Origin of the sequence: Acidovorax sp. (genome assembly GCF_016783915.1) — a bacterium.
Classification (GTDB): domain Bacteria; phylum Pseudomonadota; class Gammaproteobacteria; order Burkholderiales; family Burkholderiaceae_C; genus Acidovorax.
This window is the reverse complement of sequence record NZ_JADHVT010000026.1, coordinates 17,355-43,247: the sequence shown is the minus strand read 5'-3', so window position 1 is coordinate 43,247 and position 25,893 is coordinate 17,355. Positions and strand designations below refer to the sequence as shown.

At 63.7% G+C, this 25,893-nt stretch carries 23 protein-coding genes and 1 pseudogene; 20 read left to right on the top strand and 4 right to left on the bottom strand.

From position 1 onward, the window contains the following. Positions 1 to 191, bottom strand: a pseudogene (locus ISS20_RS07820) (EamA family transporter); the annotation flags it as partial. A 118-nt stretch (positions 192 to 309) separates the two neighbouring features. Between ISS20_RS07820 and ISS20_RS07815 the strand changes: the two are divergent. The 6 genes from ISS20_RS07815 to ISS20_RS07790 all read left to right on the top strand — a co-directional run bounded on the left by ISS20_RS07815 (position 310) and on the right by ISS20_RS07790 (position 7,427). Continuing rightward, a complete protein-coding gene (locus ISS20_RS07815) occupies positions 310 to 1,227 on the top strand; it encodes a LysR family transcriptional regulator (protein WP_291435364.1) in 918 nt (305 codons plus the stop codon). Between the two features lie 376 nt (positions 1,228 to 1,603). Next, complete coding sequence (locus tag ISS20_RS07810) at positions 1,604 to 2,272, top strand: GntR family transcriptional regulator (RefSeq protein ID WP_291435362.1); 669 nt, start codon at positions 1,604 to 1,606, stop codon at positions 2,270 to 2,272. Next, positions 2,269 to 3,768, top strand: coding sequence for a malonyl-CoA decarboxylase (locus tag ISS20_RS07805; RefSeq protein ID WP_082522477.1), 1,500 nt, complete (start codon positions 2,269 to 2,271; stop codon positions 3,766 to 3,768). Before ISS20_RS07810 ends, ISS20_RS07805 begins: the two co-directional genes overlap by 4 nt. Before the next feature lie 67 nt (positions 3,769 to 3,835). Beyond that, complete coding sequence (locus ISS20_RS07800; protein ID WP_056064424.1) at positions 3,836 to 4,825, top strand: tripartite tricarboxylate transporter substrate binding protein; 990 nt, start codon at positions 3,836 to 3,838, stop codon at positions 4,823 to 4,825. Between the two features lie 139 nt (positions 4,826 to 4,964). Continuing rightward, the gene (locus tag ISS20_RS07795; protein ID WP_291435371.1) at positions 4,965 to 5,768 is read left to right on the top strand and encodes an enoyl-CoA hydratase/isomerase family protein; all 804 of its coding nucleotides are present in this window, start codon (positions 4,965 to 4,967) and stop codon (positions 5,766 to 5,768) included. A gap of 84 nt (positions 5,769 to 5,852) precedes the next feature. Further along, positions 5,853 to 7,427: a malonyl-CoA synthase gene (locus ISS20_RS07790; protein ID WP_291435357.1), complete on the top strand. Its 1,575-nt coding sequence runs from the start codon at positions 5,853 to 5,855 to the stop codon at positions 7,425 to 7,427. 68 nt (positions 7,428 to 7,495) lie between these two features. On the opposite strand, the gene ISS20_RS07785 is transcribed toward ISS20_RS07790, so the two are convergent. Beyond that, positions 7,496 to 9,037 (bottom strand): MFS transporter, encoded by a 1,542-nt coding sequence (locus ISS20_RS07785; protein WP_291435355.1) that lies wholly within the window; start codon positions 9,035 to 9,037, stop codon positions 7,496 to 7,498. Between the two features lie 67 nt (positions 9,038 to 9,104). Between ISS20_RS07785 and ISS20_RS07780 the strand changes: the two genes are divergently transcribed. Next, on the top strand, positions 9,105 to 10,061 hold the full coding sequence (locus ISS20_RS07780; RefSeq protein WP_291435353.1) for a LysR family transcriptional regulator: 957 nt from the start codon (positions 9,105 to 9,107) through the stop codon (positions 10,059 to 10,061). Positions 10,062 to 10,124: 63 nt separating this feature from the next. On the opposite strand, the gene ISS20_RS07775 is transcribed toward ISS20_RS07780, so the two are convergent. Continuing rightward, positions 10,125 to 10,568 carry a universal stress protein gene (locus ISS20_RS07775; protein WP_291435351.1) on the bottom strand — a complete coding sequence of 148 codons (444 nt, stop codon included), beginning with the start codon at positions 10,566 to 10,568 and terminating at the stop codon, positions 10,125 to 10,127. 108 nt (positions 10,569 to 10,676) lie between these two features. On the opposite strand from ISS20_RS07775, the gene ISS20_RS07770 reads away from it, so the two are divergent. From ISS20_RS07770 to ISS20_RS07730, 9 genes are all read left to right on the top strand, one after another. Continuing rightward, positions 10,677 to 13,184, top strand: coding sequence for a cation-translocating P-type ATPase (locus ISS20_RS07770; RefSeq protein WP_291435369.1), 2,508 nt, complete (start codon positions 10,677 to 10,679; stop codon positions 13,182 to 13,184). Then, the gene (gene ccoS / locus ISS20_RS07765; RefSeq protein WP_010460651.1) at positions 13,184 to 13,321 is read left to right on the top strand and encodes a cbb3-type cytochrome oxidase assembly protein CcoS; all 138 of its coding nucleotides are present in this window, start codon (positions 13,184 to 13,186) and stop codon (positions 13,319 to 13,321) included. The genes ISS20_RS07770 and ccoS overlap by 1 nt, the downstream gene beginning before the upstream one ends. A 64-nt stretch (positions 13,322 to 13,385) precedes the next feature. Further along, the gene (ccoN, locus tag ISS20_RS07760; protein ID WP_056747153.1) at positions 13,386 to 14,825 is read left to right on the top strand and encodes a cytochrome-c oxidase, cbb3-type subunit I; all 1,440 of its coding nucleotides are present in this window, start codon (positions 13,386 to 13,388) and stop codon (positions 14,823 to 14,825) included. Between the two features lie 18 nt (positions 14,826 to 14,843). Then, positions 14,844 to 15,476: a cytochrome-c oxidase, cbb3-type subunit II gene (gene ccoO, locus ISS20_RS07755; RefSeq protein WP_056747154.1), complete on the top strand. Its 633-nt coding sequence runs from the start codon at positions 14,844 to 14,846 to the stop codon at positions 15,474 to 15,476. Positions 15,477 to 15,492: 16 nt separating this feature from the next. Beyond that, on the top strand, positions 15,493 to 15,630 hold the full coding sequence (locus ISS20_RS07750) for a CcoQ/FixQ family Cbb3-type cytochrome c oxidase assembly chaperone (RefSeq protein ID WP_015014811.1): 138 nt from the start codon (positions 15,493 to 15,495) through the stop codon (positions 15,628 to 15,630). Between the two features lie 24 nt (positions 15,631 to 15,654). Beyond that, positions 15,655 to 16,569, top strand: a complete 915-nt coding sequence (ccoP, locus tag ISS20_RS07745; RefSeq protein WP_291435341.1) for a cytochrome-c oxidase, cbb3-type subunit III — start codon at positions 15,655 to 15,657, stop codon at positions 16,567 to 16,569. A gap of 81 nt (positions 16,570 to 16,650) precedes the next feature. Then, positions 16,651 to 18,096 carry a cytochrome c oxidase accessory protein CcoG gene (gene ccoG, locus ISS20_RS07740; RefSeq protein WP_291435339.1) on the top strand — a complete coding sequence of 482 codons (1,446 nt, stop codon included), beginning with the start codon at positions 16,651 to 16,653 and terminating at the stop codon, positions 18,094 to 18,096. Between the two features lie 64 nt (positions 18,097 to 18,160). Next, positions 18,161 to 18,439: a FixH family protein gene (locus tag ISS20_RS07735; protein WP_056064383.1), complete on the top strand. Its 279-nt coding sequence runs from the start codon at positions 18,161 to 18,163 to the stop codon at positions 18,437 to 18,439. Positions 18,440 to 18,496: 57 nt separating this feature from the next. After that, positions 18,497 to 18,790, top strand: coding sequence for a hypothetical protein (locus ISS20_RS07730; RefSeq protein WP_056064380.1), 294 nt, complete (start codon positions 18,497 to 18,499; stop codon positions 18,788 to 18,790). A gap of 110 nt (positions 18,791 to 18,900) precedes the next feature. Here ISS20_RS07730 and fnr read toward each other — a convergent pair whose 3' ends face one another. Further along, positions 18,901 to 19,623: a fumarate/nitrate reduction transcriptional regulator Fnr gene (gene fnr / locus ISS20_RS07725; protein ID WP_015014806.1), complete on the bottom strand. Its 723-nt coding sequence runs from the start codon at positions 19,621 to 19,623 to the stop codon at positions 18,901 to 18,903. 189 nt (positions 19,624 to 19,812) lie between these two features. Between fnr and hemN the strand changes: the two genes are divergently transcribed. The 4 genes from hemN to ISS20_RS07705 all read left to right on the top strand — a co-directional run bounded on the left by hemN (position 19,813) and on the right by ISS20_RS07705 (position 25,893). Further along, positions 19,813 to 21,195, top strand: coding sequence for an oxygen-independent coproporphyrinogen III oxidase (hemN, locus tag ISS20_RS07720; protein ID WP_291435333.1), 1,383 nt, complete (start codon positions 19,813 to 19,815; stop codon positions 21,193 to 21,195). A gap of 5 nt (positions 21,196 to 21,200) precedes the next feature. Further along, the gene (locus ISS20_RS07715; RefSeq protein ID WP_291435331.1) at positions 21,201 to 21,926 is read left to right on the top strand and encodes a sulfite exporter TauE/SafE family protein; all 726 of its coding nucleotides are present in this window, start codon (positions 21,201 to 21,203) and stop codon (positions 21,924 to 21,926) included. Positions 21,927 to 22,129: 203 nt separating this feature from the next. Then, positions 22,130 to 23,452, top strand: coding sequence for an HD-GYP domain-containing protein (locus ISS20_RS07710; RefSeq protein ID WP_291435367.1), 1,323 nt, complete (start codon positions 22,130 to 22,132; stop codon positions 23,450 to 23,452). Next, positions 23,449 to 25,893 carry an EAL domain-containing protein gene (locus tag ISS20_RS07705; RefSeq protein WP_291435329.1) on the top strand — a complete coding sequence of 815 codons (2,445 nt, stop codon included), beginning with the start codon at positions 23,449 to 23,451 and terminating at the stop codon, positions 25,891 to 25,893. The genes ISS20_RS07710 and ISS20_RS07705 overlap by 4 nt, the downstream gene beginning before the upstream one ends.

The following is a 25,893-nucleotide window of genomic DNA, read 5'->3' as shown; positions in this document are numbered from 1 at the left end:
AGGGCCGGGAGCAGCACGGCAAAGGTCAGGATGAAGCGCACGGCCAAAAAGCCCAGAACCGCGTAGAACACCAGGGCCCCCTTAGCTACGCCATAGCTGGTGCCCCACACCACGGCGACCAGCAGCAAGGCCAGGTCAGAAAGGCGCGGGGCCAGCATGGAAGGGGCGGACAGGGGCAGGGTGTGTGACATGGGACGCAGACTGGGGTGGAGGCAGTGGGGCACCGCACGTGGCGGCGATGGGCTGGGGAAATTATCAATTTGCGTCCATGCATTGATAATCGCTGCGAAAGAACTGCACTTGTTCCTCATGCGCATCAATCAACCCCTGGACAGCCTCCCCGACATGGCGGTGTTTGCGCGTGTAGTGGATGCGGGCAGCTTCTCTGCAGCCGCGCGGCAGCTGGGCATCACCCCGTCGGCGGTCAGCCGTCAGGTGGCTCGGCTGGAAGGGGCGCTGCGCGTGCGCCTGCTGGAGCGCACCACCCGCAAGCTGCGGCTGACCGATGCGGGCACGGCCGTCTACAGCCGCTGCCAGGACATGGTGTCTGCCGCGCGCGAGGTGTGGGCGCTGAGCGACACCCACTCTGCCGCGCCATCGGGCATGGTGCGCATGAGCATGGCCAAGGCGGTGGGGCGCCAACTCGTTCACCCCCTGGTGCTGCCGTTTTTGCAGAAATACCCCGAGGTCGATGTGCAACTGCTCATCACCGACCGCACGGTGGACCTGTTCGAGGAGCCCATCGACCTGGCCCTGCGCGTGACCGACACGCCACCCCCGGGCCTGGCCGGGCGGCCGCTGGCGACCCTGCGCCACCTGGCCTGCGCCAGCCCGCATTACCTGGCTGAGCGGGGCCACCCCCAGCACCCGCGCGACCTGGAGCACCACGCCTGCATCACCCTTGGAGAGGACGAGCGCGACCGGCACTGGCGCTTCGAGCGCGCAGGCGAATCCGCCACGGTGGCTGTGCGCGGACGCTATGTGGCCAACCACAGCGAGGTGCGGCTGGAGGCCGCGCTGAGCCACCTGGGCATTGCCAGCCTGCCGGGCTTTACCGCGCGCGCTGCGTTGGCGCGGGGTGACCTGGTGACCGTGCTGCCCGACTGGGAGCACAAGACCTCGTACGGGGGCACGGCCTGGGTGCTGTACCCGTCCCACCGGTTTCTGCCGGCCAAGCTGCGGGTGTGGATCGACCACCTGGTGGAAGGTTTTGCGGGCGTGGAGTGAAGCGGGGGAGGGGCGTGAGGGCAGGGCGACCGTGCGGTGGGCGCGGCGGGTGTTGCACTCTCGGCAGCTCATCTGGTCCGGGGCTGATCATCCAACGACGGTTCCTTGGGGCCAGCAGAAAAGTTCGCCGCCCTTGCTGCTATTTGGCACGCAGCGTTGCGCAACCACCGCAGCCGCCGTCTTTTGTGTAACCAAAGTCTGCAAGTCAGGGTTTACACCTTGTTATTTTGCGTAATTATGAGAAATTACACACATGGCGAGGCAATCGCCTCTGTTGTCAGCTGTTAGGGGTGTGTTGCAGGCATTCGGCCTGCGCCTTGCTTCAGCCGCTGACAGCCGATGCCTCGCGGGTTGGTGTCCTGGAGCCTTGTTTTACATGCGTCCTGTCCCGAATTCACTGCACGACGAAGTCGCCTCCCGGCTGCGGGAGCAGATTTTTGCGGGCGCCTTGCCGCCCGGCAGCTTTCTGGACGAGGCTGCCTTGTGCGAGCGGCTGGAGATCTCGCGCACCCCGCTGCGCGAAGCGCTCAAGGTGCTGGTGGCCGAGGGGCTGCTGCGCCATGAGCCGCGCCGGGGTTGTTTTGTGGCCGAGGTCACCGAGAGCGATCTGGACAACATCTTTCCCGTCATCGCGTTGCTGGAGGGGCGTGCCGCACACGAGGCCACGCGCAAGGCCGTGGCGGCCGACATTGCCGCGCTGGAGCTGCTGCACGAGCGACTGCAACAGTGCGCGGCCGACGGGCGCATGACCGACTACTACGAAGCCAACTACGCCATCCACGAGGCCTTCATCACGCTGGCGGACAACCGCTGGCTGGCCCAGGTGATTGGCGACCTGCGCAAGATCCTGCGGCTGGCACGCCACAAGACGCTGCATGCCCCCGGGCGCATGCAGCAAAGCCTGGCAGAGCATCTGGCCGTGTTTGCCGCGCTCAAGGCGCGCGACTGCGACGCGGCCGAGGAGGCCATGCGCACCCATCTGTTGCGCCAGCGCGATGCGCTGCGCGATGTAGCCCGCAACCAGCCATCGAGGTTGACCCCATGATCAACAGCACTCCCGAATGGATCACCCGCAGCGTCTCACGCCTGCGCACTGCCGCGCCTGCCGCCGACAAGGCGGGGGACAAGACCGCCGACAAGTCTGCCAAGGCCTCACTCGACAAAACCGTGACCGATGTGGTCGCCAAGGTCGCGGTGCCGCGTTCTACCAACGAGCGTCTGCAGGCCACTCTGCGGCGCGGCCAGGAGGCGTTGTCGCCCCGCGCATTGCGCCGTCTGCTGGCCGACCTGCAGGAGGTGGTGGCGCCCCAGGTGAGCGAGATCGAAGGCGGCCGCCGCGCCCAGGCCGTGGCCGACTGGTATGCGAAGGCCGAGCCCGAGGAAAGGCGCGACATGTGGCTGCTGATGTGCGAGCAGTTCGCACCGGATGCCACGCGCTTCAAGTCGGCCCGCCAGCGTTACGAAGCGGCGGCGGGCACGGCCGAAGAAGGGCAGGCCGAGATCAGCCTGCGCCGTGCGCTGGTATCGCCCCGCACGCGGCTGCTGCAGCGGTTTTCGGCGTTCCCCGAGGGCATGCGTTTTCTCGTGGACATGCGCGCAGAAATCCTGCCGCTGCTCAAGGCCGACAAGCGCCTGCTGCCGCTCGATGCCGAGCTGGAGCACCTGTTTTCGACCTGGTTCGACGTGGCCTTTCTGGAGCTGCGCCGGCTGTCGTGGGACTCGCCCGCCTCGCTGCTCGAAAAGCTCATCAAGTATGAGGCCGTGCACGACATCCGCAGCTGGGCCGACCTGAAGAACCGCCTGGACAGCGACCGCCGCTGCTATGGCTTCTTCCATCCACGCCTGCCCAACGAGCCGCTGATCTTTGTGGAGGTGGCGCTGGTGGACAAGATCTCGGCCAGCATCACGCCGCTGCTGGACGAGGCCGCTGCGCCCGTGGACATCACACGGGCGACCACGGCCATCTTCTATTCCATCAGCAACACGCAAACGGGGCTGCGCGGCGTGAGCTTTGGCGACTCGCTCATCAAGCATGTGGTGGAAACGCTCACGGCCGAGTTCCCGCGCCTGCGCACCTTTGCCACGCTGTCGCCCATTCCGGGTTTCCGCGCTTGGCTGGGCAAACATGCAGGGGCCATGCTGGACCGCCTGGACGACAAGCGCCGCAGCGAGCTGGGCCGCGCGGTGGGCTTCGAGCCGCCGCAGGCCACGCATTTGCTCGGGGCGGTGGACAAGGCGCTGGAGCTGGACGCCAAATCCCCCGTGCGCCAGATGCTGCTGGAATGCGCCGCGTACTATCTGGGCCGCGAGCTGCAAGAGGGCAAACCGGCAGATCCCGTGGCCCGCTTCCACCTGGGCAACGGCGCGCGGGTAGAGCGCCTGAACTGGGCGGGTGACCCATCCAGCAAGGGGCAGAAACAATCGTACGGGCTCATGGTGAACTACCTGTACGACTTGAAGCGCATCGACAAGCATCGCAGCTTGCTTGCGCAGGGCAAGGTGCCAGTGTCGGGGGACATCGACAGCCTTTGCCGCGACTGACGGGGCGGTCGGCAAGATGCCGGGCGGACCAGTGACCGCGTATTTTTACAACGACAGGAGACAAGGAATGACTGATTTGCGAATCCAACGCCGGGGTGTATTGCTCGGCGCAGCGGCTGCAGGCCTGGGCCTGGCCAGCAGCAACAGCTGGGCCCAAAGCACCTGGCCCAGCAAGCCCGTGACGGTGGTGGTGCCGTTCCCCGCCGGTGGCGGCACCGATGCGTTTGCCAGGCCGCTGGCTGCGCAGTTTTCCAAAAGCACGGGCAAGACGCTGGTGATCGACAACCGGGGTGGCGCCGGGGGCACGCTGGGTGCCAGCATTGCGTCCAAGGCGGCGCCCGATGGCTACACGCTGTTCATGGGCGCCGTGCACCACGCGATTGCCCCTGCGATGTACCCCAAGCTCGACTACGACATCGAGAAGGACTTCATTCCCCTGGCGCTGCTGGCCAACGTGCCCCAGGTGCTGGTGGTCAACCCCAAGACGCCGTCCACCAACTTCAAGCAGTTTCTGGACTACATCAAGCGCAACCCTGCCAAGCTCAACTACGGTTCGGCCGGAGCGGGCACCTCGCACCATCTGGCAGGCGAGCTGTTCAAACAGCAGACGGGCACCTTCATCACCCACATCCCCTACCGGGGCGCGGGCCCCGCGTTGCAGGATCTCATTGGCGGCAACGTGGACATGATGTTCGACGGCCTGGGCTCGTCAGCCAATCACATCAAGAGCGGCCGTATCAAGGCGCTGATGGTGTCCGGCGCCAAGCGCAACCCCGCATTCCCTGACGTACCCTGCGCCTCCGAAGTGGGCCTGCCCGACTACACCGTGACCACCTGGTACGGCCTGTGGGCGCCCAAAGGCACACCGGCCGACGTGCAGGCCCGCATCGTGGACGAGATCAAGCGCCTGGGCACCGCCGATGAACTCAAGGCGGTGTGGGCCAGCAACGGCGCGGACTACGGCGGCATGACGCAGCAGCAGTTTGGCGCGTTTGTCAGCAGCGAGGTCAAGCGCTGGGCGGCAGTGGTGAAGGCCTCTGGCGCAAAGCTTGACTAACCCCCTATGGCGCTTTGCGCCTTCCCCCTGAAGGGGGACGCCACCCGTGGCCTGGCAAAGCCAGTTCTACGCTGGCGATGGCGATGGCATGGCGGGGTGCAAAGGTCGTGGGCGGTATGTGAAGGAAATGGATACCAGGATGTCGGGTGAAGTGTTGATGAATATCGGTGATGGCGGGGTGGTGCATGTCACCCTGCGCCACACTGGGCGGCTGAACGCCATGTCGCGGCCCATGTGGCGGCAGTTGCGTGCGGTGTTTGAAGACGTGCAGCGTTCTGCCGATGCGCGCTGTGTGCTCATCGCGGGCGAGGGCGGGGCGTTTTGTGCGGGCGGAGACATTTCGGAGTACCCCGGCTTCCGTTTTGACGCGGTGGCCCTGCGCGATTTTCATGAAAACGACGTGTGGGGCGGGCTCAATGCCATGCTGCAGTGCGACGTGCCCATCGTGGCCCAGATCAGCGGCGCCTGCATGGGCGCCGGCGTGGAGATTGCCAGCTGCTGCGACATCCGGGTGGCGGGCAATGGCGCGCGTTTTGGCGCACCGATTGCCAAGCTGGGTTTTCCGATGGCCCCGCGCGAGGCGCAGCTGGTGGCAGGTGCAGTGGGTGACGTGACCGCACGCCAGATGCTGCTGGAGGCCGCCACCTTCAGCGCCCCCGACATGCTGGCACGCGGCTTTTTGAGCCGGGTGGTGGCCGATGACATGGTGGCCACCGAAGCCCTGGGCAGTGCCCAGCGCATCTCCGCGCTGGCGCCCCAGGCCGCCCGCATGAACAAACAGACGTTTCGGGCGCTGAAAGCGCCTGTAGCGCTACAAAATCATGCCTTGTCTGCTATTGAAAACATAGTAAATGGCCCTGCCGACCCCTATGCCTACGCCGCCAGCGCCGAGCACCGCGAAGGGATTTCAGCGTTTCTGGAAAAACGCGCGCCAGTGTTTTGACCGACACCGCTCCTGTTCCAGCTTTCTCCCAATCAGTCAGTCCCAAGTCTCAACCCAGCCACCCAGCCCATCGAAGTCTGAGCCATGAGCCAACACAACCTCTTCAGCGCCCTGCGCGCAGCCTTTCCTGCCGACCTTGCCAGCACGGCCGTGGAGACCACGGCGCCTGACGGCAAGCCGCTGTTCTACACCTGGTCCGACCTGGACCGCGCCAGTGCGCGCATGGCCAACCTGCTGGCGTCGCTGAAGCTGCCCGAGGGCAGCCGCGTGGCCGTACAGGTCGAAAAGTCGGTGGAGGCGATGGTGCTGTACCTGGCCACGCTGCGCGCGGGCTATGTTTTCTTGCCACTCAACACGGCCTATCAGAGCGCCGAGATCGAATACTTCATCGGCAATGCCGAGCCCGCCGTGGTGGTGTGCAGCCCCGGCAACTTCGGCTGGGTCAGCAAGATCGCGTTCACGCTGGGCACGCAGCATGTGTTCACCTTGGGTGACGACCGCACAGGCAGCCTGCTGGAGCGTGCCGCCCACCACAGCGACGAGCACCAGGCCGTGTTCCGCAGTGCTGATGACCTGGCCGCCATCCTGTACACCAGCGGCACCACGGGCCGTAGCAAGGGCGCCATGCTCACGCACGGCAACCTGCTGTCGAACGCCCAGGTGCTCAAGGACTACTGGGGCTGGACGGCGACCGGAGGGCCTGATGGTCGTGGTGATGTGCTGATCCACGCACTGCCCATCTTCCACGTGCACGGCCTGTTCGTGGCCATTCATGGCGCGCTCATCAACGGCAGCAAGATGATCTGGTTCGCCAAGTTCGACCCCAAGGCCGTGCTCGCCGCCATGCCGCGCGCCACGGTGTTCATGGGCGTGCCCACGCTGTACGTGCGCCTGCTGGCCGAGCCCGGCTTGAACAAGGAGGCCACCCGAAACATGCGGCTGTTCATTGCAGGTTCGGCCCCGCTGCTGATCGAGACCTTCGCCGAGTGGCAGCAACGCACCGGCCACACCATCCTGGAGCGCTACGGCATGAGCGAGACCATCATGCTCACCTCCAACCCCTACGCAGCCGATGCACGCCACAACGGGCAGAGCGAGCGCCGTGGCGCCACAGTGGGTTTCCCGCTGCCTGACGTGGGCTTGCGTGTGGTGGACGACGCCAACAAGCCCCTGCCCGTGGGCGAGATCGGCAACATCCAGGTCAAAGGCCCCAATGTGTTCAAGGGCTACTGGCGCATGCCTGAAAAGACCGCCGAAGAGTTCACGCAAGACGGCTGGTTCAAGACCGGTGACGTGGGCAAGGTGGATGATCGCGACTACGTTAGCATCGTGGGCCGCAGCAAAGACCTGATCATCAGCGGCGGCTACAACGTGTACCCCGCCGAGATCGAGGGCTACATCAACGAGATGCCCGGCGTGGCCGAAAGCGCGCTGGTGGGTGTGCCCCACCCCGACTTTGGCGAGGTGGGCGTGGCCGTGGTGATTGCCAAGCCCGGCGCGCAGCTCAACCCCGATGCCATCGTGGCGGGGCTCAAGTCGCAGCTGGCCAACTTCAAGATCCCGAAGAAGTGTTTTGTGGTGCCCGAATTGCCGCGCAACGCCATGGGCAAGGTGCAGAAGAACCTGTTGCGCGATCAGCACAAGGGCTTGTTTGTCTGACAGGGGGTTGCGACCGCCATCGGCATTGAAACGACACGAAAGGGCCTGTACAGGCCCTTTTTCTTGAGTCAGCGGGGACCCACAAGGCCTGCTGTACCAGCTGGGTGTGGGTTGCCTGGCTCTGGTGGCACCGTATTAGTGGGCAAAGCCATCGGTGTGGCAGGCAGCCACCGGCAAGCCAGTATGCCCAGCAGTGCCGTACCCGCTGCGCATACCCACACCATCTGCAGGGCGTGCGCGCCTGCCGCGCTGGGGTTGGCATGCGGCTGTGCCATCGCGGCGTGCAGCCAGTGGCTGAGCAGCATGGCGAGCAAGGCCACACCCACCGCTCCCCCCAGGCTGCGCAGCATCACCGGCACGGCGGTAGCAATGCCCATCCACGCTGCGGGCGCTGCGCGCTGGGACACCATGGTGATGATGGGAAACAGCAGGCCCATACCCACGCCCAGTGGCAGCAGGCAGGCGGAAAGCACCAGCGGTTGTGTCGGGGTGAACTCCATGGCCAGTGCCAGCAGGGCAAAGCCCGCCCACACGAGCAGCGACGCGGCGCCCCCAAGCCGCTTTGCAGGCATGCGCGCCCGCAACAACCGGCCGCTGACCATGGCGGCTGCTGTCAGCCTTGCCATCAAGGGCAACAGGTGCCACGCCGCCGCGGTAGGAGCGAGGTGCAGGGCGGTTTGCAGATAGGCTGGCGTGAACACCACAGCCGCATACAGTGCCACCCCGGTGACCAGTCCTATGGTCGCAGCGGCCGTGTATGCAGGCGTGACGAAAAGTGTCAGTGGAACCAGTGGATGGACGGTGTACCGTTGCCACAGCACGAAGCCCGCCGCGCTCAGTGCGGCCACGCTGGCCAGCAGGCCGGTCGATAGCCAGGTGGGAAGTTGCAGGCGTTCTGCCTGTGTCAGCAACAGCGTGCTGCTCAGCGCACCGGCCAGCAGCAAGGCGCCTGCAATGTCGATGGGAGCACTCGGCTGCCCGGACCGGTGATGGCCTTGAGGCGCGGTGGCTGCCTGTAGTCGCGGCAGTGTGGCAACCAGCACAGCGAACGCCACCACCGCCAGGGGCACGTTGAGACCGAATGCCCAGCGCCAGGAAAGATGCTCCGTGAGCCAGCCGCCCATCAATGGCCCGAACATCGTGGCCACGCCATACACCCCGCCCAGTAGCGCCTGGTAACGGCCGCGTTCCTGCAAGGGGAGCATTGCGGCCACGGTCAGCATGGTTAGGGTCATCAGCCCGCCTCCGCCAGCGCCTTGCAGCGCTCTGGCCAGCACCAACTGCAGCATGGTCTGGCTCGTCGCGCAGGCCAGCGATCCCACCAAGAACAGGCCCACTGACACCAGCAATACAGGCTTTTGTCCGTACATGTCCGCAAGGCGGCCATACAGCGCAATCACTACGGTTGCCGCCAGCAGATAGGCCGAAAAGGCCCAGGCGGGTGGGACGGTGCCCGGCAGGTCGCGCCCCATGGAGGGGAGGGCGGTAGAGAGAATGGTCTGGTCCAGGGCGGCCAGAACGAGCATCAGCATCAACGCGGCCAGCGAAAACGCAGTCGTGCGACGCGCTGTCGCCGCTGGGGGCGTGGCAAGGGGAGGGGGCGTGTTCATGGCCGGAAGTGTTTCGCTTCCGATAAATTTTGTACAGTGCAATGATGTAAACATATAGTTGCACTAAATGAAATCATATGATCTCAACCTGCTGGTGGCGCTGGATGCTTTGCTCTCTACTGGCAGCGTCACAGCGGCTGCCGCGCGCATGCACCTGAGCACCCCTGCGATGAGCCACACCCTGGCACGTATTCGGGAGGCCTTTGGCGATGACATCCTGGTGCGGGCGGGGCGCAAGCTGGTGCCCACGCCGCGTGCATTGGCGCTCGCGGAGCCTGTACGCGCACTGCTGGCACAGGCTCAGGCATTGCAGTCGCCGGAACAAGGGCCGGGGCTCGCCTTGGTGCGAAGGCACTTTGTGGTGCGCGCCCCCGAAGGCATGGCGGTGGTCTATGGCGCTGCTTTGTCGGAAGCGCTGGCCAGTCAAATGCCCCTGGCCAGCCTGCAATTTTTGCCAGAAAGCCACAACGACCCTGGTGCGCTGCGGGAGGGGCGTGTGGACCTGGATGTGGGGGTGTTTCGCAGCCGCGACCCGGAGACCGAGTGGGTCGAGGTGTCACACCAGAACATGGTGGGCGCTGTGCGGTTGGGCCACAGCTTGCTGGGGCAGTCCATGACCCCAAAGAGGCTGGCTGCTGCACGCCATGTGGGCGTCACGCTACGGCCCGGGGAACCTAGTGCGCTGGACGAGGTGCTGGCGGAAAGAGGACTGGAACGCATGGTGGCGCTCCAGGTGCCCAGCGCCTTTGCAGCACTGATAGCGGCGTCACGCTCTGATCTGGTTGCCTGCGTTCCCGAGCGCGTGGCACGGGGCATGGCATCCTCGCTGAAGCTGGAGGTGTTTGCCCTGCCTTTGCCGGTACCACCTGACGTGACGCGCATGGCCTGGCATCCCCGCTACAACGCAGATGCAGCGCACCGATGGTTGCGCGACTGTCTGGTGCGCGTGCTGGACGATCCTGCACTCAAGGGGCCGGCTGTGCTTGCCTCGGTGGGCAGTCGCAAGAAATCTGCGCGGCCCTAGTCCGGCCCGGCCGCGGCCTCATGACCTGAGGCCTGAGGCTTGACTGCGGATGCCAAGCCGCCTTCAGCGCAGCACCAGTACCGGTATATGCGAATGCGTCAGAACATGCTGCGTTTCGCTGCCCAGCAGCAGGCGCTTGAGACCCTTGCGGCCGTGCGATGCCATCACGATCAGGTCGCACTTGTGCTTCTTGGCGACAGCAATCACGGCTTCGGCCACCAGGTCGGACTTGGCGACCACCGCCTTCACGGTCACGCCTTGCGCGCCGCCCTGGGCTTTCACCCCATCGACCATGGCTTGTGCTGCATCGCCCCACTGGGATTCGATGCGTTTGACGTCGTTCATGTCGACTGGCATGCCGCCTTCAAAGTAGCTGCGAGGGTAGCGAGGCACCACCTTGAGGGCGACCGCTGTGGCGCCCGTCAGTGCGGCCAGCGACAAGCCATGTTCCACCGCTTTGTCCGACAGGGGGGATCCGTCTGTAGCGATCAGGATGCGTTTGTACATAAAAGGGCTCCTCAAAGTGATGGAACAAGCTTAGGATGAATCATGTTCCGGGGCTTGATCCAGGTCAATGTACTGGCGATGCCCCGCAGATAGGCTTGACCCATGTCCATGTTTCGACCCGGTGCGCCGGCATCATCCCCGGCACTCCCGCCTGACAGTGTGGCAGGCCCGCCGCCGCAGCAGCGGGACGAACTGCTGGACGACCCCCAGGAGTGGCTGGCGTTTGGCCGGCCTTGCTCTGTGGCGGGTAGCCCATTGGCTGGTGGATCCGTGGATGCCGTTTCGCCCGACCCGAGTGCCACGGCCTGGGACTCCCATGTGGTACTGGACGGTATGCATTGCGCTACCTGCGCCCTGACCATTGAAGATGCCCTGCGGGCAGTACCGGGCGTGCTGCAGGCCGATGTCAGCGCCGCTACCCGCCGGGCCCGCGTCGTGTGGCAACCGGGCCAGGTGTTGCCTTCGCAATGGATGGATGCCGTGCGCCGCGCGGGCTACCGTGCTATGCCCGCGATGGATGCGTTTGCGCGCGACCAGCGCCTGCGCGAGAGCCGCCGTGCGTTGTGGCGCTGGCTGGTGGCAGGCTTTTGTATGATGCAGGTGATGATGTACGCATGGCCCGCCTACGTGGCGCAGCCGGGCGATCTGTCGGGCGAGATGGAGCAGCTGTTGCGCTGGGCTTCATGGGTCATCACGCTGCCCATGGTGGTGTTTTCTTGTGGTCCATTTTTTACCAGCGCGTTGCGCGATATCCGCCTGCGCCGGGTCAGCATGGACCTGCCCGTGGCGCTGGGCATGGCGATCACCTTTGTGGTCAGCACGGCTGGCACCTTTGACCCTTCTGGCATCTTCGGCAAGGAGGTGTACTACGACTCCTTGACCATGTTTGTGTTCTTCCTGCTCACAGGCCGCTGGCTGGAGTTGCGCCTGCGTGATCGCACGGCGGGCGCACTGGAGGCTGTGATGAACCGCCTGCCCGACAGTGTGGAGCGGCGCGCGGCGGATGGTAGTTTCGCCCGCGTTGCCACGCGGCGCATTGTGGTGGGGGACACCATCCGCGTGCTGCCGGGTGAGGCCTTCCCGGCCGATGGACGCATCACGGTGGGCAATACATATTCAGACGAGGCCTTGCTGACGGGTGAGTCCACACCCGTGGCACGCCCTGTGGGCAGCACCGTCACAGCGGGCAGCTACAACCTGCAGGCGCCGGTCGAGGTGCAGGTGGAGGGCACGGGCGGGCAAACCCGCTTTGCGCAGATCGTGGCACTGATGGAGAGCGCATCGCTGCAAAAGCCACGGCTGGCGCAGCTGGCGGACCGCATTGCGCGGCCTTTCCTGGTCGCCGTGTTGCTGGCGGCGGCGCTGGCGGCTGCCTACTGGTGGCCGTCGGACCCCGGGCATGCGTTGATGGTGGCGGTGGCGGTGCTCATCGTCACCTGCCCGTGCGCGTTGTCACTGGCCACCCCTGTCGCCATGCTCACGGCGGCGGGTACGCTGGCGCGCCACGGCGTGCTGGTGCGCAATCTACAGGGGCTGGAGGCGCTGGCCCAGGTGGACACCATGGTATTCGACAAGACCGGTACGCTGACACGCGACGGCATGGCGCTGCAAGCGGTGCATCCTGCGGGCAGTTGCAGCGCAGAAGAGGCGCTGGACTTGGCCGCAGCGCTCGCGCGCCAGTCCATGCACCCGGCTTCGCGGGCCTTGGCTGCGGCGGCTTCTGCACAGCAGCTGCCGTTGGGGCGTTGGCAGGTGATGGGCCTGCAGGAGGATGCAGGACAGGGGCTGACCGCCACCGTGGAAGACGCTACAGGGGGCGCCGCGGCTCGGACGATCCGCCTGGGCTCTGCCCGCCATGCGGGCGTTGCCAACGATGCCAACGGTGCTGCGCTGCAGGTCGTGCTCTCTGAGCAATCGGCAGATGGAGCCTTGCGCGAACTGGCCCGCTTTGATCTGGTGGAAGACCTGCGGGCTGAGGCCTCCGCCGTGGTGCACGCCTTGCAGCAGGACGGTGTGGCTGTGCAATTGCTGTCGGGTGACCGCCGGGGTGCAGTGCAGCGGGTGGCCACGCAGGCTGGTATTGCCCATGCCCAGGGCGAGTGCACTCCGCAGGGCAAGCTGGCAGCGCTACGGGCACTGCAGTCGGAAGGACACCACGTGGCCATGGTGGGTGATGGCCTCAATGATGGCCCAGTGCTTGCGGGGGCCCATGTCTCTTTTGCTTTCGGCCGTGCCGTGCCACTGGCGCAGTCTCGGGCGGACTTTGTAGTGCTGGGCGACAGCCTTGTGCTGGTGCCGCAAACGGTGCTGCTGGCGCGCCGCACCCTGCGCGTGGTGCGCCAGAACCTGTGGTGGGCTGCGGCCTACAACGCGCTGTGCGTGCCGCTAGCGGTGCTGGGCTGGATGCCCGCTTGGCTGGCCGGGCTGGGCATGGCGCTGAGTTCGCTGCTGGTGGTGCTCAACGCAGCGCGCCTCGCGCGCGACCTGCCTTCCTTGCCTGGCTCGCACAGTGCGCCATTGCCAACGGTGGCGTTGCCTGCACGACCTGACCTCATGGCTGGCAGCGCGCAGCAGCCGCCCCTTGATCTTTCCAAGACCCCGCTGGAGCTTGTCTGATGGACATCCTTTATTTGCTGATTCCTCTGTCCGTGATGCTGGTGCTTCTGATTCTGGGAGGCCTGTGGTGGGCCGTGTACCACGGCCAGTTCGAGAGCGTCGAACAAGAGGGGGAGCGCATTCTCCGAGACGGTTGACTTGTGTCAATGCCCGATAGCCGCGACTGCAACAAACTCTTACTGCAATACAAAGAGGTGCCCGATGGATTTTCCAAAAACAAATGCTGCGCACTACAACGATACGGTAGTGCGGCAGTTCTCTATCCTGGCCGTGGTGGTGGGGGTGGTCGGCATGCTGGTGGGCGTCATCATCGCCGCCCAGTTGGCTTGGCCAGAACTCAACTTTGGCATTCCGTGGCTGAGTTATGGCCGCTTGCGACCTTTGCACACCAATGCGGTGATCTTTGGTTTTGGCGGCAGCGCGCTGTTTGCTACCAGCTACTACGTGGTGCAGCGCACCTGCCAGGTCCGGCTTTTTGCCGGTCCCCTGGCCGCATTCACCTTCTGGGGCTGGGTGCTGGTCATTGCGGCAGCGGTCGTCAGCCTGCCCATGGGTTACACCCAAGGCAAGGAATATGCTGAACTTGAATGGCCCATTGACATCTTGATCACGCTGGTCTGGGTGTCCTATGCCATCGTGTTCTTCGGAACCATTGGCACCCGCAAGGTCAAGCACATCTATGTGGCCAACTGGTTCTTTGGTGCGTTCATCCTGGCCGTGGCGCTGCTGCACTTGGTGAACAGTGCAGCCATCCCTGCGGGCATGATGAAGAGCTACTCGGCCTATGCCGGTGTGCAGGACGCCATGGTGCAATGGTGGTACGGCCACAATGCGGTGGGCTTCTTCCTGACCGCTGGCTTCCTGGGCATGATGTACTACTTCATCCCCAAGCAGGCGGGCCGTCCGGTGTACAGCTACCGCCTGTCGATCGTCCACTTCTGGGCGCTGATCTTCACCTACATGTGGGCCGGCCCACACCACCTGCACTACACCGCGCTGCCCGACTGGACGCAATCGGTGGGCATGGTGTTCTCGCTCATCCTGCTGGCCCCCAGCTGGGGCGGCATGATCAACGGCATCATGACCCTGTCGGGTGCATGGCACAAGCTGCGTGACGACCCCATCCTGCGCTTCCTGATCGTGTCGCTGTCGTTCTACGGCATGTCCACGTTCGAGGGCCCGATGATGTCCATCAAGACCGTCAATGCCCTGAGCCACTACACCGACTGGACCATTGGCCACGTGCACTCCGGCGCCCTGGGCTGGGTGGGTCTGATCTCGATGGGTTCGCTGTACTACCTGGTGCCGCGCCTGTTCGGCAAGGACAAGATGCACTCCGTCAAAGCGATCGAGCTGCACTTCTGGATGGCCACCATCGGCATCGTGCTGTACATCGCAGCGATGTGGATTGCCGGCGTGATGCAGGGCCTGATGTGGCGCGCGGTCAACCCCGACGGTACGCTGACCTACACCTTCGTGGAAAGCGTGAAGGCCACCTATCCCTTCTATGTGATCCGTGTGGCGGGTGGCTTGCTGTACCTGGGCGGCATGCTGGTCATGGCCTGGAACGTGTGGCTGACTGCCATCTCGGGCCGTTCGGTCAAGGTGGCCATTCCTGCTGTGAACGCGGCCCACGCTTGAGTCCGAAGGAGATCATTCATGTCCAACAACAACACATCTGCTTCGACCGGTTTCTCCCATGAAAAGGTGGAGACCAACAACTTTCTGATGATCGTGCTCATCCTGATCGTGATCGCCATTGGTGGTCTGGTCGAGATCGTGCCCCTGTTCTTCCAGAAGTCAACGACCGAGGCGGTCAAGGGTGTGGAGCCCTACAACGCCCTGCAGCTGGCGGGCCGCGACATCTACATCCGCGAGGGTTGCTACAACTGCCATTCGCAGATGATCCGCCCCTTCCGCGCCGAGACGCTGCGCTACGGCCACTACTCGGTGGCGGGCGAGTTTGTGTATGACCATCCCTTCCAGTGGGGCAGCAAGCGCACGGGGCCTGACCTGCACCGCGTGGGTGGCAAGTACAGCGACGAATGGCATCGCATCCACCTGAACAACCCCCGCGATGTGGTGCCCGAGTCCAACATGCCCGCATACCCCTGGCTTGAAAAGAACCAGGTGGACCCCGCAGTGATGGCTCCCCGCATGAAGGCCCTGCGCACCGTGGGCGTGCCTTACACCGACGAGCAGATCACTGCTGCGGCGGGCGAGGTCAAGGGCAAGACGGAGCAGGACGCGCTCATCGCCTACCTGCAAGTCATGGGCCGTGCGCTCAAGTAAGCAAAGGAGATATCCCATGGACATCACCACCATGCGCATCGTCGCCACCCTGGCATCGATGGCCTGCTTCATTGGCATCTGGGTCTGGGCCTACCGCGGCCGCAACAAGGCCCGGTTCGACGAGGCAGCCCAGCTGCCTTTCGAGACAGATTGACCTTCACCAGAACGAGAACACCCCATGAGTGACTTCACCAGCAATTTCTGGTCGGTCTTTGTGACCACGCTGACCCTGGTCGGCATCATCGCCTGCGGCATCCTGCTTTGGATGGCAGGCCGCAAGAAGGTGGTTGCCACCTCCGACAACACCACCGGCCACGTCTGGGACGAGGACCTGGTCGAAATGAACAACCCCCTGCCGCGCTGGTGGGTGTGGCTGTTCGTCATCACCATCATCTTTGGCCTGGGCTACCTGGCTGCCTACCCAGGTCTGGGCAGCTTCACTGGCAAGCTCAACTGGACGCAAAAGGGCGAGTACGAAGCCGAAATGGCCAAGGCCAAGACGGAGTTGGAGCCGCTGTACGCCCGCTTTGCATCCATGAAGCCCGAAGACGTGGCCAAGGACCCGCAGGCCCATGCCATTGGCGAGCGCTTGTTCATGAACAACTGCGCGCAGTGCCACGGCTCGGATGCACGCGGCAGCAAGGGCTTCCCGAACCTGACGGACAGCGACTGGCTCCATGGCGGCACACCCGAGAAGATCCGCGAGACGCTGGAGAAGGGCCGCATTGGCAATATGCCCCCCATGGCAGCAGCCGTGGGCACTCCAGAAGATGTGCGCAACTTGTCGCACTATGTACTGAGCCTGTCGGGCAGCCCGCATGACTCGCTGCGTGCGTCCCTGGGCAAGCCCAAGTTTGCGGCATGCGCGGCCTGCCACGGCATGGATGGCAAGGGCAACCAGGCTCTGGGTGCGCCCAACCTGACCGACGATATCTGGCTGCATGGCTGGGGCGAGGCCGCCATCACGGCCATGATCAACAACGGCAAGGTCAACCAGATGCCAGCACAGGCCGAGAAGTTGACCGAGGCGCAGATCGGCGTACTCTCTGCCTATGTGTGGGGTTTGTCGAACAAGCAGGTGGCTGCACGTTGACATGTCCGCCGGGCGATGTTTGAAGCACTGCCCGGGTTTTCTTTTCAAAGCGCGCCCCTTATCCGTTCATAAAGCGACACCATGAGTACACCCAGCGAGCCTGCTCGCAAGGTCATTCCGATCACGCCAGTCGCCGCCGATGCCTCTTCTGCGGGCGAGATCATCTCGCTGTACGAAGCGCAAAAGAAGATCTACCCGCGCTCCATCAGCGGCTTGTTTGCGCGCTGGCGCTGGGGCATGGTGTTTCTGACACAGCTGGTGTTTTATGGGCTGCCGTGGTTTGAATGGGGCCAGCGCCAGATGGTGCTGTTTGATCTGGGGGCCCGCAGGTTCTACATCTTTGGTCTGGTGCTGTATCCGCAGGATTTCATCTACCTCACCGGCCTTCTGATCATTTCGGCGCTGTCGCTGTTCCTGTTCACCGCCGTGGCGGGGCGCCTGTGGTGTGGCTTTGCCTGCCCGCAGACGGTGTACACCGAAATGTTCATGTGGATCGAGCACAAGATCGAAGGCGATCGCAGTGCCCGCCTCCGTCTGGACAACGGTCCCTGGACGTTCGAGAAGATCCGTAAAAAGTTTCTCAAGCAGGTGGTATGGATTGCCGTGGCCCTGTGGACCGGCTTCACCTTCGTAGGGTACTTCGTGCCCATCCGTGAATTAGGCAGCGAGCTGCTGGCGTTTGAGGGTGGCTGGCAGATTTTCTGGGTGCTTTTCTACGGTTTTGCCACCTACGGCAACGCAGGCTTCATGCGCGAGCAGGTCTGCAAATACATGTGCCCCTATGCGCGCTTTCAGAGCGCGATGTTTGACAAAGACACGCTGATCGTCACCTACGACCCTGAGCGTGGCGAGCAGCGCGGCCCGCGCAAGAAGAACATTGACTACAAGGCCCAGGGGCTGGGCGACTGCATTGACTGTTCGCTGTGTGTGCAGGTCTGTCCTGTGGGCATCGATATCCGCAAGGGTTTGCAATATGAATGCATTGGTTGCGGGTTGTGTGTGGACGCCTGCAATACGGTGATGGACAAGATGCAGTACCCGCGTGGTCTGATCCGCTATTCCACCCAGAACGGCGTGGCCAAGCGCTGGACGCAGTCCCAGATGCTGCGTCGCGTGTTGCGTCCCCGTGTGCTGATCTACACCGCCGTGCTGGTAGCACTGTGCGTTGCCATGCTGGCCAGCCTGGTGGTGCGCACGCCGCTGAAGGTGGATGTCGTGCGTGACCGGGCCGCGCTCTCGCGCATTGTGGCGGGGGGCAAACTGGAGAATATTTATCGGCTGCAGATCATGAATGCCACGGAGGGCGAACAGCGCTACCGCATCAGTGCGCGTGGACTGGAGGGGCTGGAGGTGGCCTCCGAGGCCGAAGTGGACATTGGCGCAGCAGAGTCGCGCTGGGTGGCCGTGCGTTTGCAGATTCCGTACGGTTCCGCCACGTCGGGCTCGCATGCGGTTCAGTTTGACGTGCAGGCCGTAGGGGCAGCTGCCCATGTGACGGAAAAATCCGTGTTTCTTGTGCCGCGTTGAGCGGCATCCCGGTGGGGCCTTTCAGGGCCGCACTTTGACCGATATTGTTGAGGAGTAGAGCACCATGTCTTCAAACCCTGCCATCGCGACACCGGCAGTTCCCGTGCCCTGGTGGAAGTTCGGCCATGTGTGGCTGGTGATTGCCGGGCCTGCCATCGTGATCGTGGCTGGCTTTGTGACGCTGTGGCTGGCGATTTCTCGGCCTGACCCGGTGGTGGCCGAGGATTACTACCGACAGGGCATTGAGATCAACAAGACCTTGGTGGCGCCGGAGAAAAGCCTGGCACCGGCACTCAAGGCCCGCAACCATGCGGCCACCCCCGTGCAAGACCAACCACGCTGACAACCCGCCGGTCGCTGCCCCCAGCGACCCCAGGCAGCACCAGGAGACAGAACCGATATGTGGACGCAACGCCTGATGTGGATTGCATGGCCCGCCTTCTTGATGGCGGGCGTGCTGGAGATGCTGGTTTTTGCCATGGTGGACCCCCAGGACCTGCACTGGTTCGGCCAGCCCCTGGCGCTGTCACGGCAAGGGGTGTACACCCTCGCATTTTTTGTGTTTTGGGCCATCACCATGGCCACGAGCGCATTGACGACACTGCTGTCCATGTCTCCGTTCGAGGTCAACCGGTGCCCGGTGCCCGATGGGGAGCGCCCCGACGATTGCCGCAAGACATCGTCCTGCCCCTGAGCCCTTTTCGCCTGCTTGTCTGGGCATGCAATGCATGCCGTTTCGCAAGAGATGGTTGTACTTTGTGCGGAACCGACCCTCTGCGTGGAAGTGGCTCAGTGTCAGTGTCGTCAGTGGCAGGTCTGCTGGCTGTTCACAATGCGTCGCAGGGCATCGGTGTCGAGAATGCGCACATGGCGCTGTTTGACTTCCACGATCCCTTCTTCCACAAACTTGGAGAAGGTCCGGCTGACCGTTTCGAGTTTGAGGCCGAGGTAGCTGCCGATTTCTTCGCGCGTCATGCGCAACACCAGTTCCGACTGCGAGAAGCCCCGTGCATGCAGGCGCTGCACCAGGTTCAGCAAAAAGGCGGCCAGGCGTTCCTCGGCACGCATGCTGCCCAGCAGCAACATCACGCCGTGCTCGCGCACGATCTCGCGACTCATGATTTTGTGCACGTGGTGCTGCAGGGCTGTGACTTCGCGTGACAGCTCTTCAATGCGGTCGAAGGGCATGACACACACTTCGGCGTCTTCAAGTGCCACCGCATCACAGGTATGGTGGTCATTGACGATGCCGTCGAGCCCGATGATCTCGCCCGCCATCTGAAAGCCCGTGACCTGGTCGCGACCGTCTTCCGTGGCCACGCAGGTCTTGAAGAACCCGGTGCGGATGGCATACAGGGACGTGAAGGACTCGCCATTGCGAAACAGCGTGCCTCCGCGTTTGACTTTGCGACGGACGGCAACCACCTCGTCAATGCGCTGGAGCTGCTCTTCGTTCAAGCCCACGGGCATGCACAGCTCGCGGAGGTTGCAGTTGGAGCAGGCGACTTTGATGGTGAGCGGGTTCATAGGCACATGGACTTGGGTTGTTGGTCGAGCATATCGTGCTTGCCGTACACGAACCTGAATACAGGGCGCGGGCGAGCGGCTGACCTTCATCAAATTGTCGCCGTATCGCTTGTTGGTTCACTTGATGCAGGTCAAGGACATGTCCCGGAGCCTACGGCACAGTCAAGGTGTACGCAAGGAAATTTCCCCATGACTGCTGTTTCGCCAGATCTTCTGCGCCGCTTTGACGTGCCAGGGCCCCGTTATACGTCCTATCCAACGGCTGACCGATTTGTGGAGGCCTTCGGTCAGGAAGATTATGTGCTGGCGCTGCAACAGCGCCGTTCGGGCACGCTGGCCAAGGCCATGCCGCTGTCCCTGTACGTGCACATCCCGTTTTGCGAATCCCTGTGCTACTACTGCGCCTGCAACAAGATCATCACCAAACACCATGACCGCGCCGAGGTCTACTTGCGCTACCTGAGCCGCGAGATCGACCTGCACACCGCGCACTGTGGCGTAGGACAGGTGGTGAGTCAATTGCACCTGGGCGGTGGCACGCCCACCTTCCTCTCAGATGCGGGCTTGCGGGAGCTGATGGCCATGCTCAAGCGCAGCTTCACGCTGGCGCCCGGGGGCGAATACTCGATCGAAGTGGATCCGCGCACGGTCAACTCCGAGCGTCTGGCGCTCCTGGCTGAATTGGGTTTTAACCGCCTGAGTTTTGGCGTGCAGGACTTTGATGCCGAAGTGCAAAAGGCTGTGCACCGCATTCAGCCTGCAGAGCAGGTTTTTGCGCTGGTGGAGTCCGCCCGCTCGCTGGGCTTTGATTCGGTGAACGTGGACCTGATCTACGGCCTGCCGCGCCAGACGCCAGAGTCTTTTGACCGCACGCTGGCGCAGGTGGCGCAGCTGCGGCCTGACCGCATTGCGTTGTATGCCTATGCACACTTGCCGGAGCGTTTCAAACCACAGCGTCGCATCATCTCCGCCGAATTGCCCACAGGCGCGAGCAAGCTGTCCATGCTCTCGCGCTCACTCGATGCGTTCATGGACGCTGGGTATCTCTATGTGGGCATGGACCACTTTGCTCTGCCTACCGACGCACTGGCTGTGGCCAAGCGCCAGGGACGCTTGCACCGCAACTTCCAGGGCTACAGCACGCAGCCAGACTGCGACCTGATTGGACTGGGCGTATCGGCCATCGGCCGGGTAGGGGCGACTTACAGCCAGAACTCCAAGACGCTGGACGAGTACTACGACTTCCTGGACCAAGGGCGGCTGCCTGTGGTCCGCGGGCTGGCCCTGACCCGCGACGACCTGGTGCGCCGCGCGGCCATCATGGCCCTGATGTGCCAGGGCGAGCTGCTGTTCGAGCCGATGGAGCAGGCGTGGTTGATCGATTTCCGTCAGTACTTCGCAGCAGAGTTGGCGCAGCTGGAGGGTATGCAGGAGCAGGGGTTGGTAAGGGTGGGGCCTGAGGGCATTGAAGTGACCGCCACCGGGTGGTTCTTCGTGCGCGGTATCGCCATGGTTTTTGACCGTTATCTGCAGGCTGACCGCAACCGCGCCCGGTTTTCGCGCATCATCTGACACCTATGCTTGCAACGGTTGGCTGGACTGCTTTGCTCATGGGGCTCGCCGGTGGGTCCCACTGCCTGGCTATGTGCTCCGCGCCCTGCGGGGCATTGGTGGGGCAGGGCGGCATGCCACAGTCGGACGGGGGTGCAGAGCAGGTGGTGCGTTGGGCGCCGCGTGGCGGTACGCTGCAGCGGACCATGGCCTTTCATGCGGGACGCCTTGTGGGGTATGCCGGCGTCGGTGCAATGGCAGCCTTGGCCATGGACAGTCTGGCATGGCTCACCCAGCAGACCACGGCGCTGCGCCCCGCCTGGACACTCATGCATGTGGCGGTGATGGCCTGGGGGCTCATGATGATGGTGCAGTCGCGCCAGCCTGCCTGGGTGGAGCAGGCTGGCCGCTCCGTGTGGGCGCGTGTTCGCCCGCTGGTCGGGGCTCCGGGCGGAGTGATGGTGGCTGGAGTCTTGTGGGCCCTGATGCCTTGTGGACTGCTCTACTCGGCCTTGTTGGTTGCGGCGCTCAGTGGCGGAGCGCTGGAGGGCGCCCTCACCATGGCTCTGTTTGCCCTGGGCAGCGGGGTGTGGCTGGTGGGCGGCCCTTGGGCTTGGAGCAGCCTTCGCAACCGCCTGAATCTAGCGAGGGGGCAGTGGGGCACGCGGGCCGCAGGTGCCATGCTGTGCGGGGTTGCCGCCTGGGCATTGTGGATGGATCTCATTTACAAGCCGTCGCTCTGGTGCCGCTGAGCGCGCGGCGCTGACTCGTCCACATCACCCCAACCGAACGGTGGGTGGAAGCTGGAAGATGCTTCTGCCGAGGGTACAGGGGTGGTCCAGCAAGGCCCGCTTTCAGTCAAGTGTTGCCGGATCGCCGCGCGGCCTGCCGGTTCTTCGCCACGTCACTGGAACTGGTGATAATCTGCGTAACTATTGGTGGCATTGATGTCGCCATGTATCGTGCGCCTGACGTGAACTCATCCATCCTCATCGACATCAGCCAATTGCGTGTCGGCATGTACATTCAGCTCGATGTGGGCTGGATGCACCATCCGTTCCCGACCAGCAGTTTCCGGGTGGCATCGTCTGAGCAGATCGCCACTTTGCGTGAGCTCGGGCTGACTGAGGTGCGGTACGTCCCCAAAAAGAGCGATCCTGAACTGCAGGAGCTGGTGCCTGCGGCCTGGAGCGTGCCCGAAATGTCTGCCCCTGCGCCCAATGGCCTGGATGCTCCCGGACCGGGGGCGACCGTGGTCGTAGACCCCGAGGCGCAGCGGCGTCGCGAATTGCTGGAAGCGCAAAACCGGGCCTTGTCCGCTTGCAATCAGCGTTTCTCAGAGGCTACCCGGCAATACCAGTCCATGGAGCGTACGGTCTCTGAACATCCGGACCAGGCCAAGGTAAAGGGGGAGGCCTTGGTTTCCGGGTGTGTCACGGAGCTGCTGGAAAACGGTGACTCCGTCATCCGGCTGCTGTCCGAAGGTGTGGGCGAGCGCAACGGTCTGCATCCGATCAATGTGATGGTGATCTCACTGTTGCTGGGGCGATCCCTGGGCATGAAAAGTGAGGAGCTGCACGATTTGGGCGTCGCTGCGCTGATTCACGACATCGGCAAACTCAAGCTGCCACCCAACCTGCGCCAGCCGACGCCCTCCATGATCCCCATGGAGCGCACACGCTACGAGACCCATGTGGCAGAGTCCGTGGCCTTGGCCAAACGCATGGGTTTTACCGACGCGGTGCTGACCGCAGTTGCCCGGCACCATGAGATGTGTGACGGCAGTGGTTTTCCCCAGCGTCTGAAGGGGCCTGATCTGGGGCGCATGAGTCAGGTCCTGGCCCTGGTCAACCAATACGACCGGATGTGCAATCCGGCCATGGGTGTGACGGCGCTCACGCCGCATGAAGCGCTCTCTGTCATCTTTGCCCAGCTCAAGGCGCGGTTCGATTCTGTGGTTCTGGGCGCTTTCATTCGCATGATGGGTGTGTACCCGCCCGGCTCCATCGTGCAGTTGGTCAACGACCGGTACGCCATTGTGGCCTCCGTCAATTCGTCCCGGCCCCTGAGGCCCAAGGTCATCGTGCACGACCCGCGCGTTCCCAAGGACGAGGCACCGATCCTAGACTTGGAAACTGTACCTGAACTGGGCATACGGCGCAGCCTCAAGCCCGCACAGCTACCGCGTGATGCGCTGGACTACCTGTCGCCCCGGCAGCGGATCTGTTACTTTTTTGAGCGAGCGGTCAATCCCGGCCCTGACGAGGCTGCGGCGTGAGCGATCTGCAATCGTTCGGATGGCTGGATGGCCTGCAGGAGGCCGTGTGGCTGCTGGATGAGGCGAGCCAGCACATTTTGCAAGCCAACGCAGGCGCCGAACGTCTTATGGGACTGTCTGCCGCCGCCATGCGGGGGCGGTCTGTGCTGGATCTGGCCAGCACGCCCCAAGAGCTGGCCTTTTGGTCTGAGCCCGCTGCAGTGATTGCCCAAGGCGTTCCCGCACACACCAGTTTGCTGCGTCCCGATGGCACCTTGGTGCCGGTGCAGCGTTGTGTCAGACGCGTACCCTGGGGGGATGGTGGTGGCAGCGCTTTGCTGCTGACCATGCTAGACCGCAGCCGCCAGGAGGCCACCGAACGCGAGCTGGAGACGTTACTTTCTGAGCTGCGCGCCACCCTGGACTCCGCCGCCGACGGCATGCTGGTGTGTGGGTTGGACCGCCGGGTGCGCGCCTTCAATCAGCGCCTGGCGCAGCTGTGGAACCTGCCTCGCCAGCTGTTGCTGGAGCGTGACGATGCGGCGGTGTACGCCTTCATGGCGGACCAGGTGGCAGACTCCCGTTTGTATGCCGAACGCTTGGCAGCCATCGATCGCGAGCCGATGCAGGAGAGCACTGACATCGTCGAGCTGCGCAATGGCGTGGTGCTGGAGATGCGCACGGTGCCGCAGTTCAGCCAGGGCTGCGCGGTGGGGCGTGTGTATTCGTTCCGTGACATCACCCGCCAGACGGAGACCCAGGCGAGCCTGCGTCTGGCGGCGCGCGTGTTTGAGTCCAGTCTGGATGCGATCTTCATCGCAGACAGCCAGCACCGCATCATGCGCATGAACCCAGGGTGTGAGCGGCTGGTGGGGCCAACCGCCAAGGGTTTTGAAGGCTGTGTGGCTGCCTCGCTCTTTGGCGGTGGCTCGGATGCCGCGTTCATGGAGCAGGTGCTGCAGGGCTGGGCCCAGGATGGATTCTGGGAAGGCGAGTTGTGGCTGCCCCGGGACAACGGTGCGTATTGTGCAGTCCAGTTGTCGTGGGTGGCCCTGCGTGATGATGAAGGGCGGCTGGTGCAAAGCATCGGCTTCATGCGCGATCTCACGCTTCAGCATGCCGCGCAAAAGCGCATCGAGGAACTGGCCTACAGCGATGCCCTCACGGGTCTGCCCAACCGCTTGCTTCTGTCGCAGCGCGTGGACACCGCCATCCAGGGGGCACGCCAGAGTGACACCGGCTTTGCGATCCTATTCCTGGACATGGACCGATTCAAGATCATCAATGACTCTCTGGGTCATCCCTTTGGGGACCGGGTGCTGCAATTGGTGGCCGAGCGCCTGCAGACCTGCTTGCGGCAAACCGACATGCTGTGCCGGCTGGGAGGCGATGAGTTTGTCATCTATCTGCACGGTGGTGATGCATCGGTGGCCGAGAGCGTGGCGCGCCGGATTCTGGACGACATGCTCAAGCCCTTCATGCTCGACAGCATGGGCTTTTCGATTCAGTGCAGTATCGGCATTGCGCTGTACCCGCAAGACGGCGCAACGCTGGACGACCTCATCAAGCAGTCGGACACCGCGATGTACCGCGTCAAGGAGCGTGGGCGCGGCAGTTATGGCTTCTACCAGCCGCAGATGAACGCCAACCTGCTCGCGCGCATGCAGATGGAGCATGCGATGCGCCAGGCGCTGGGCCTGCAGCGCATGGCCGTGCACTATCAGCCCCAGGTCAATATGGCGACCGGGCGCATCACCGGGGCCGAGGCGCTGTTGCGCTGGACGGATGCTGAGTTTGGCGCGGTGTCGCCCGCCGTGTTCATCCCCTTGGCTGAAGAATCAGGTTATATCGTGACCTTGGGCGCCTGGGTGATGGAGCAGGCGGTGCGAGAGGCTGCCCTGTGGATGCACAGCGGCACGCCCATCATGATTTCAGTGAACGTGTCAGCGCTGGAGTTCCGCCAGCCTGACTTTGTGGATCGCATCACACGCCTGCTGGCGGTGCACCAGTTGCCACCCACGTTGCTGGAGCTGGAACTGACGGAAACCATCCTGCTGCAGGATGCGCAGGAGATGGAGCAGCGTTTGCGGGTGCTGGCTGAGCTGGGCATTGGCTTGGCGATCGACGATTTTGGTACGGGCTATTCGAGCCTGGCCTATCTCAAGAAACTTCCCATTCACAAGCTCAAGATCGACCAGTCTTTTGTGCGTGGCTTGCCCGACGACGACGGCGACCGTGCCATCGTCAGCGCCATCATCAGCATGGGCCGCGCCATGCACATCGAGGTGGTGGCCGAGGGGGTGGAAACCGAAATTCAGCAGGCTGTGCTGCAGCAAATGCAGTGCGAACACTACCAGGGTTTTTTGTGTGCACCTGGTCTGCCAGCGGAACAGTTCCGCGCTATGCTGAGCAAACCCTTGCCGCTGAAGGCCCAGGGGCGTCACCGGCCTTTGAGCACCTGA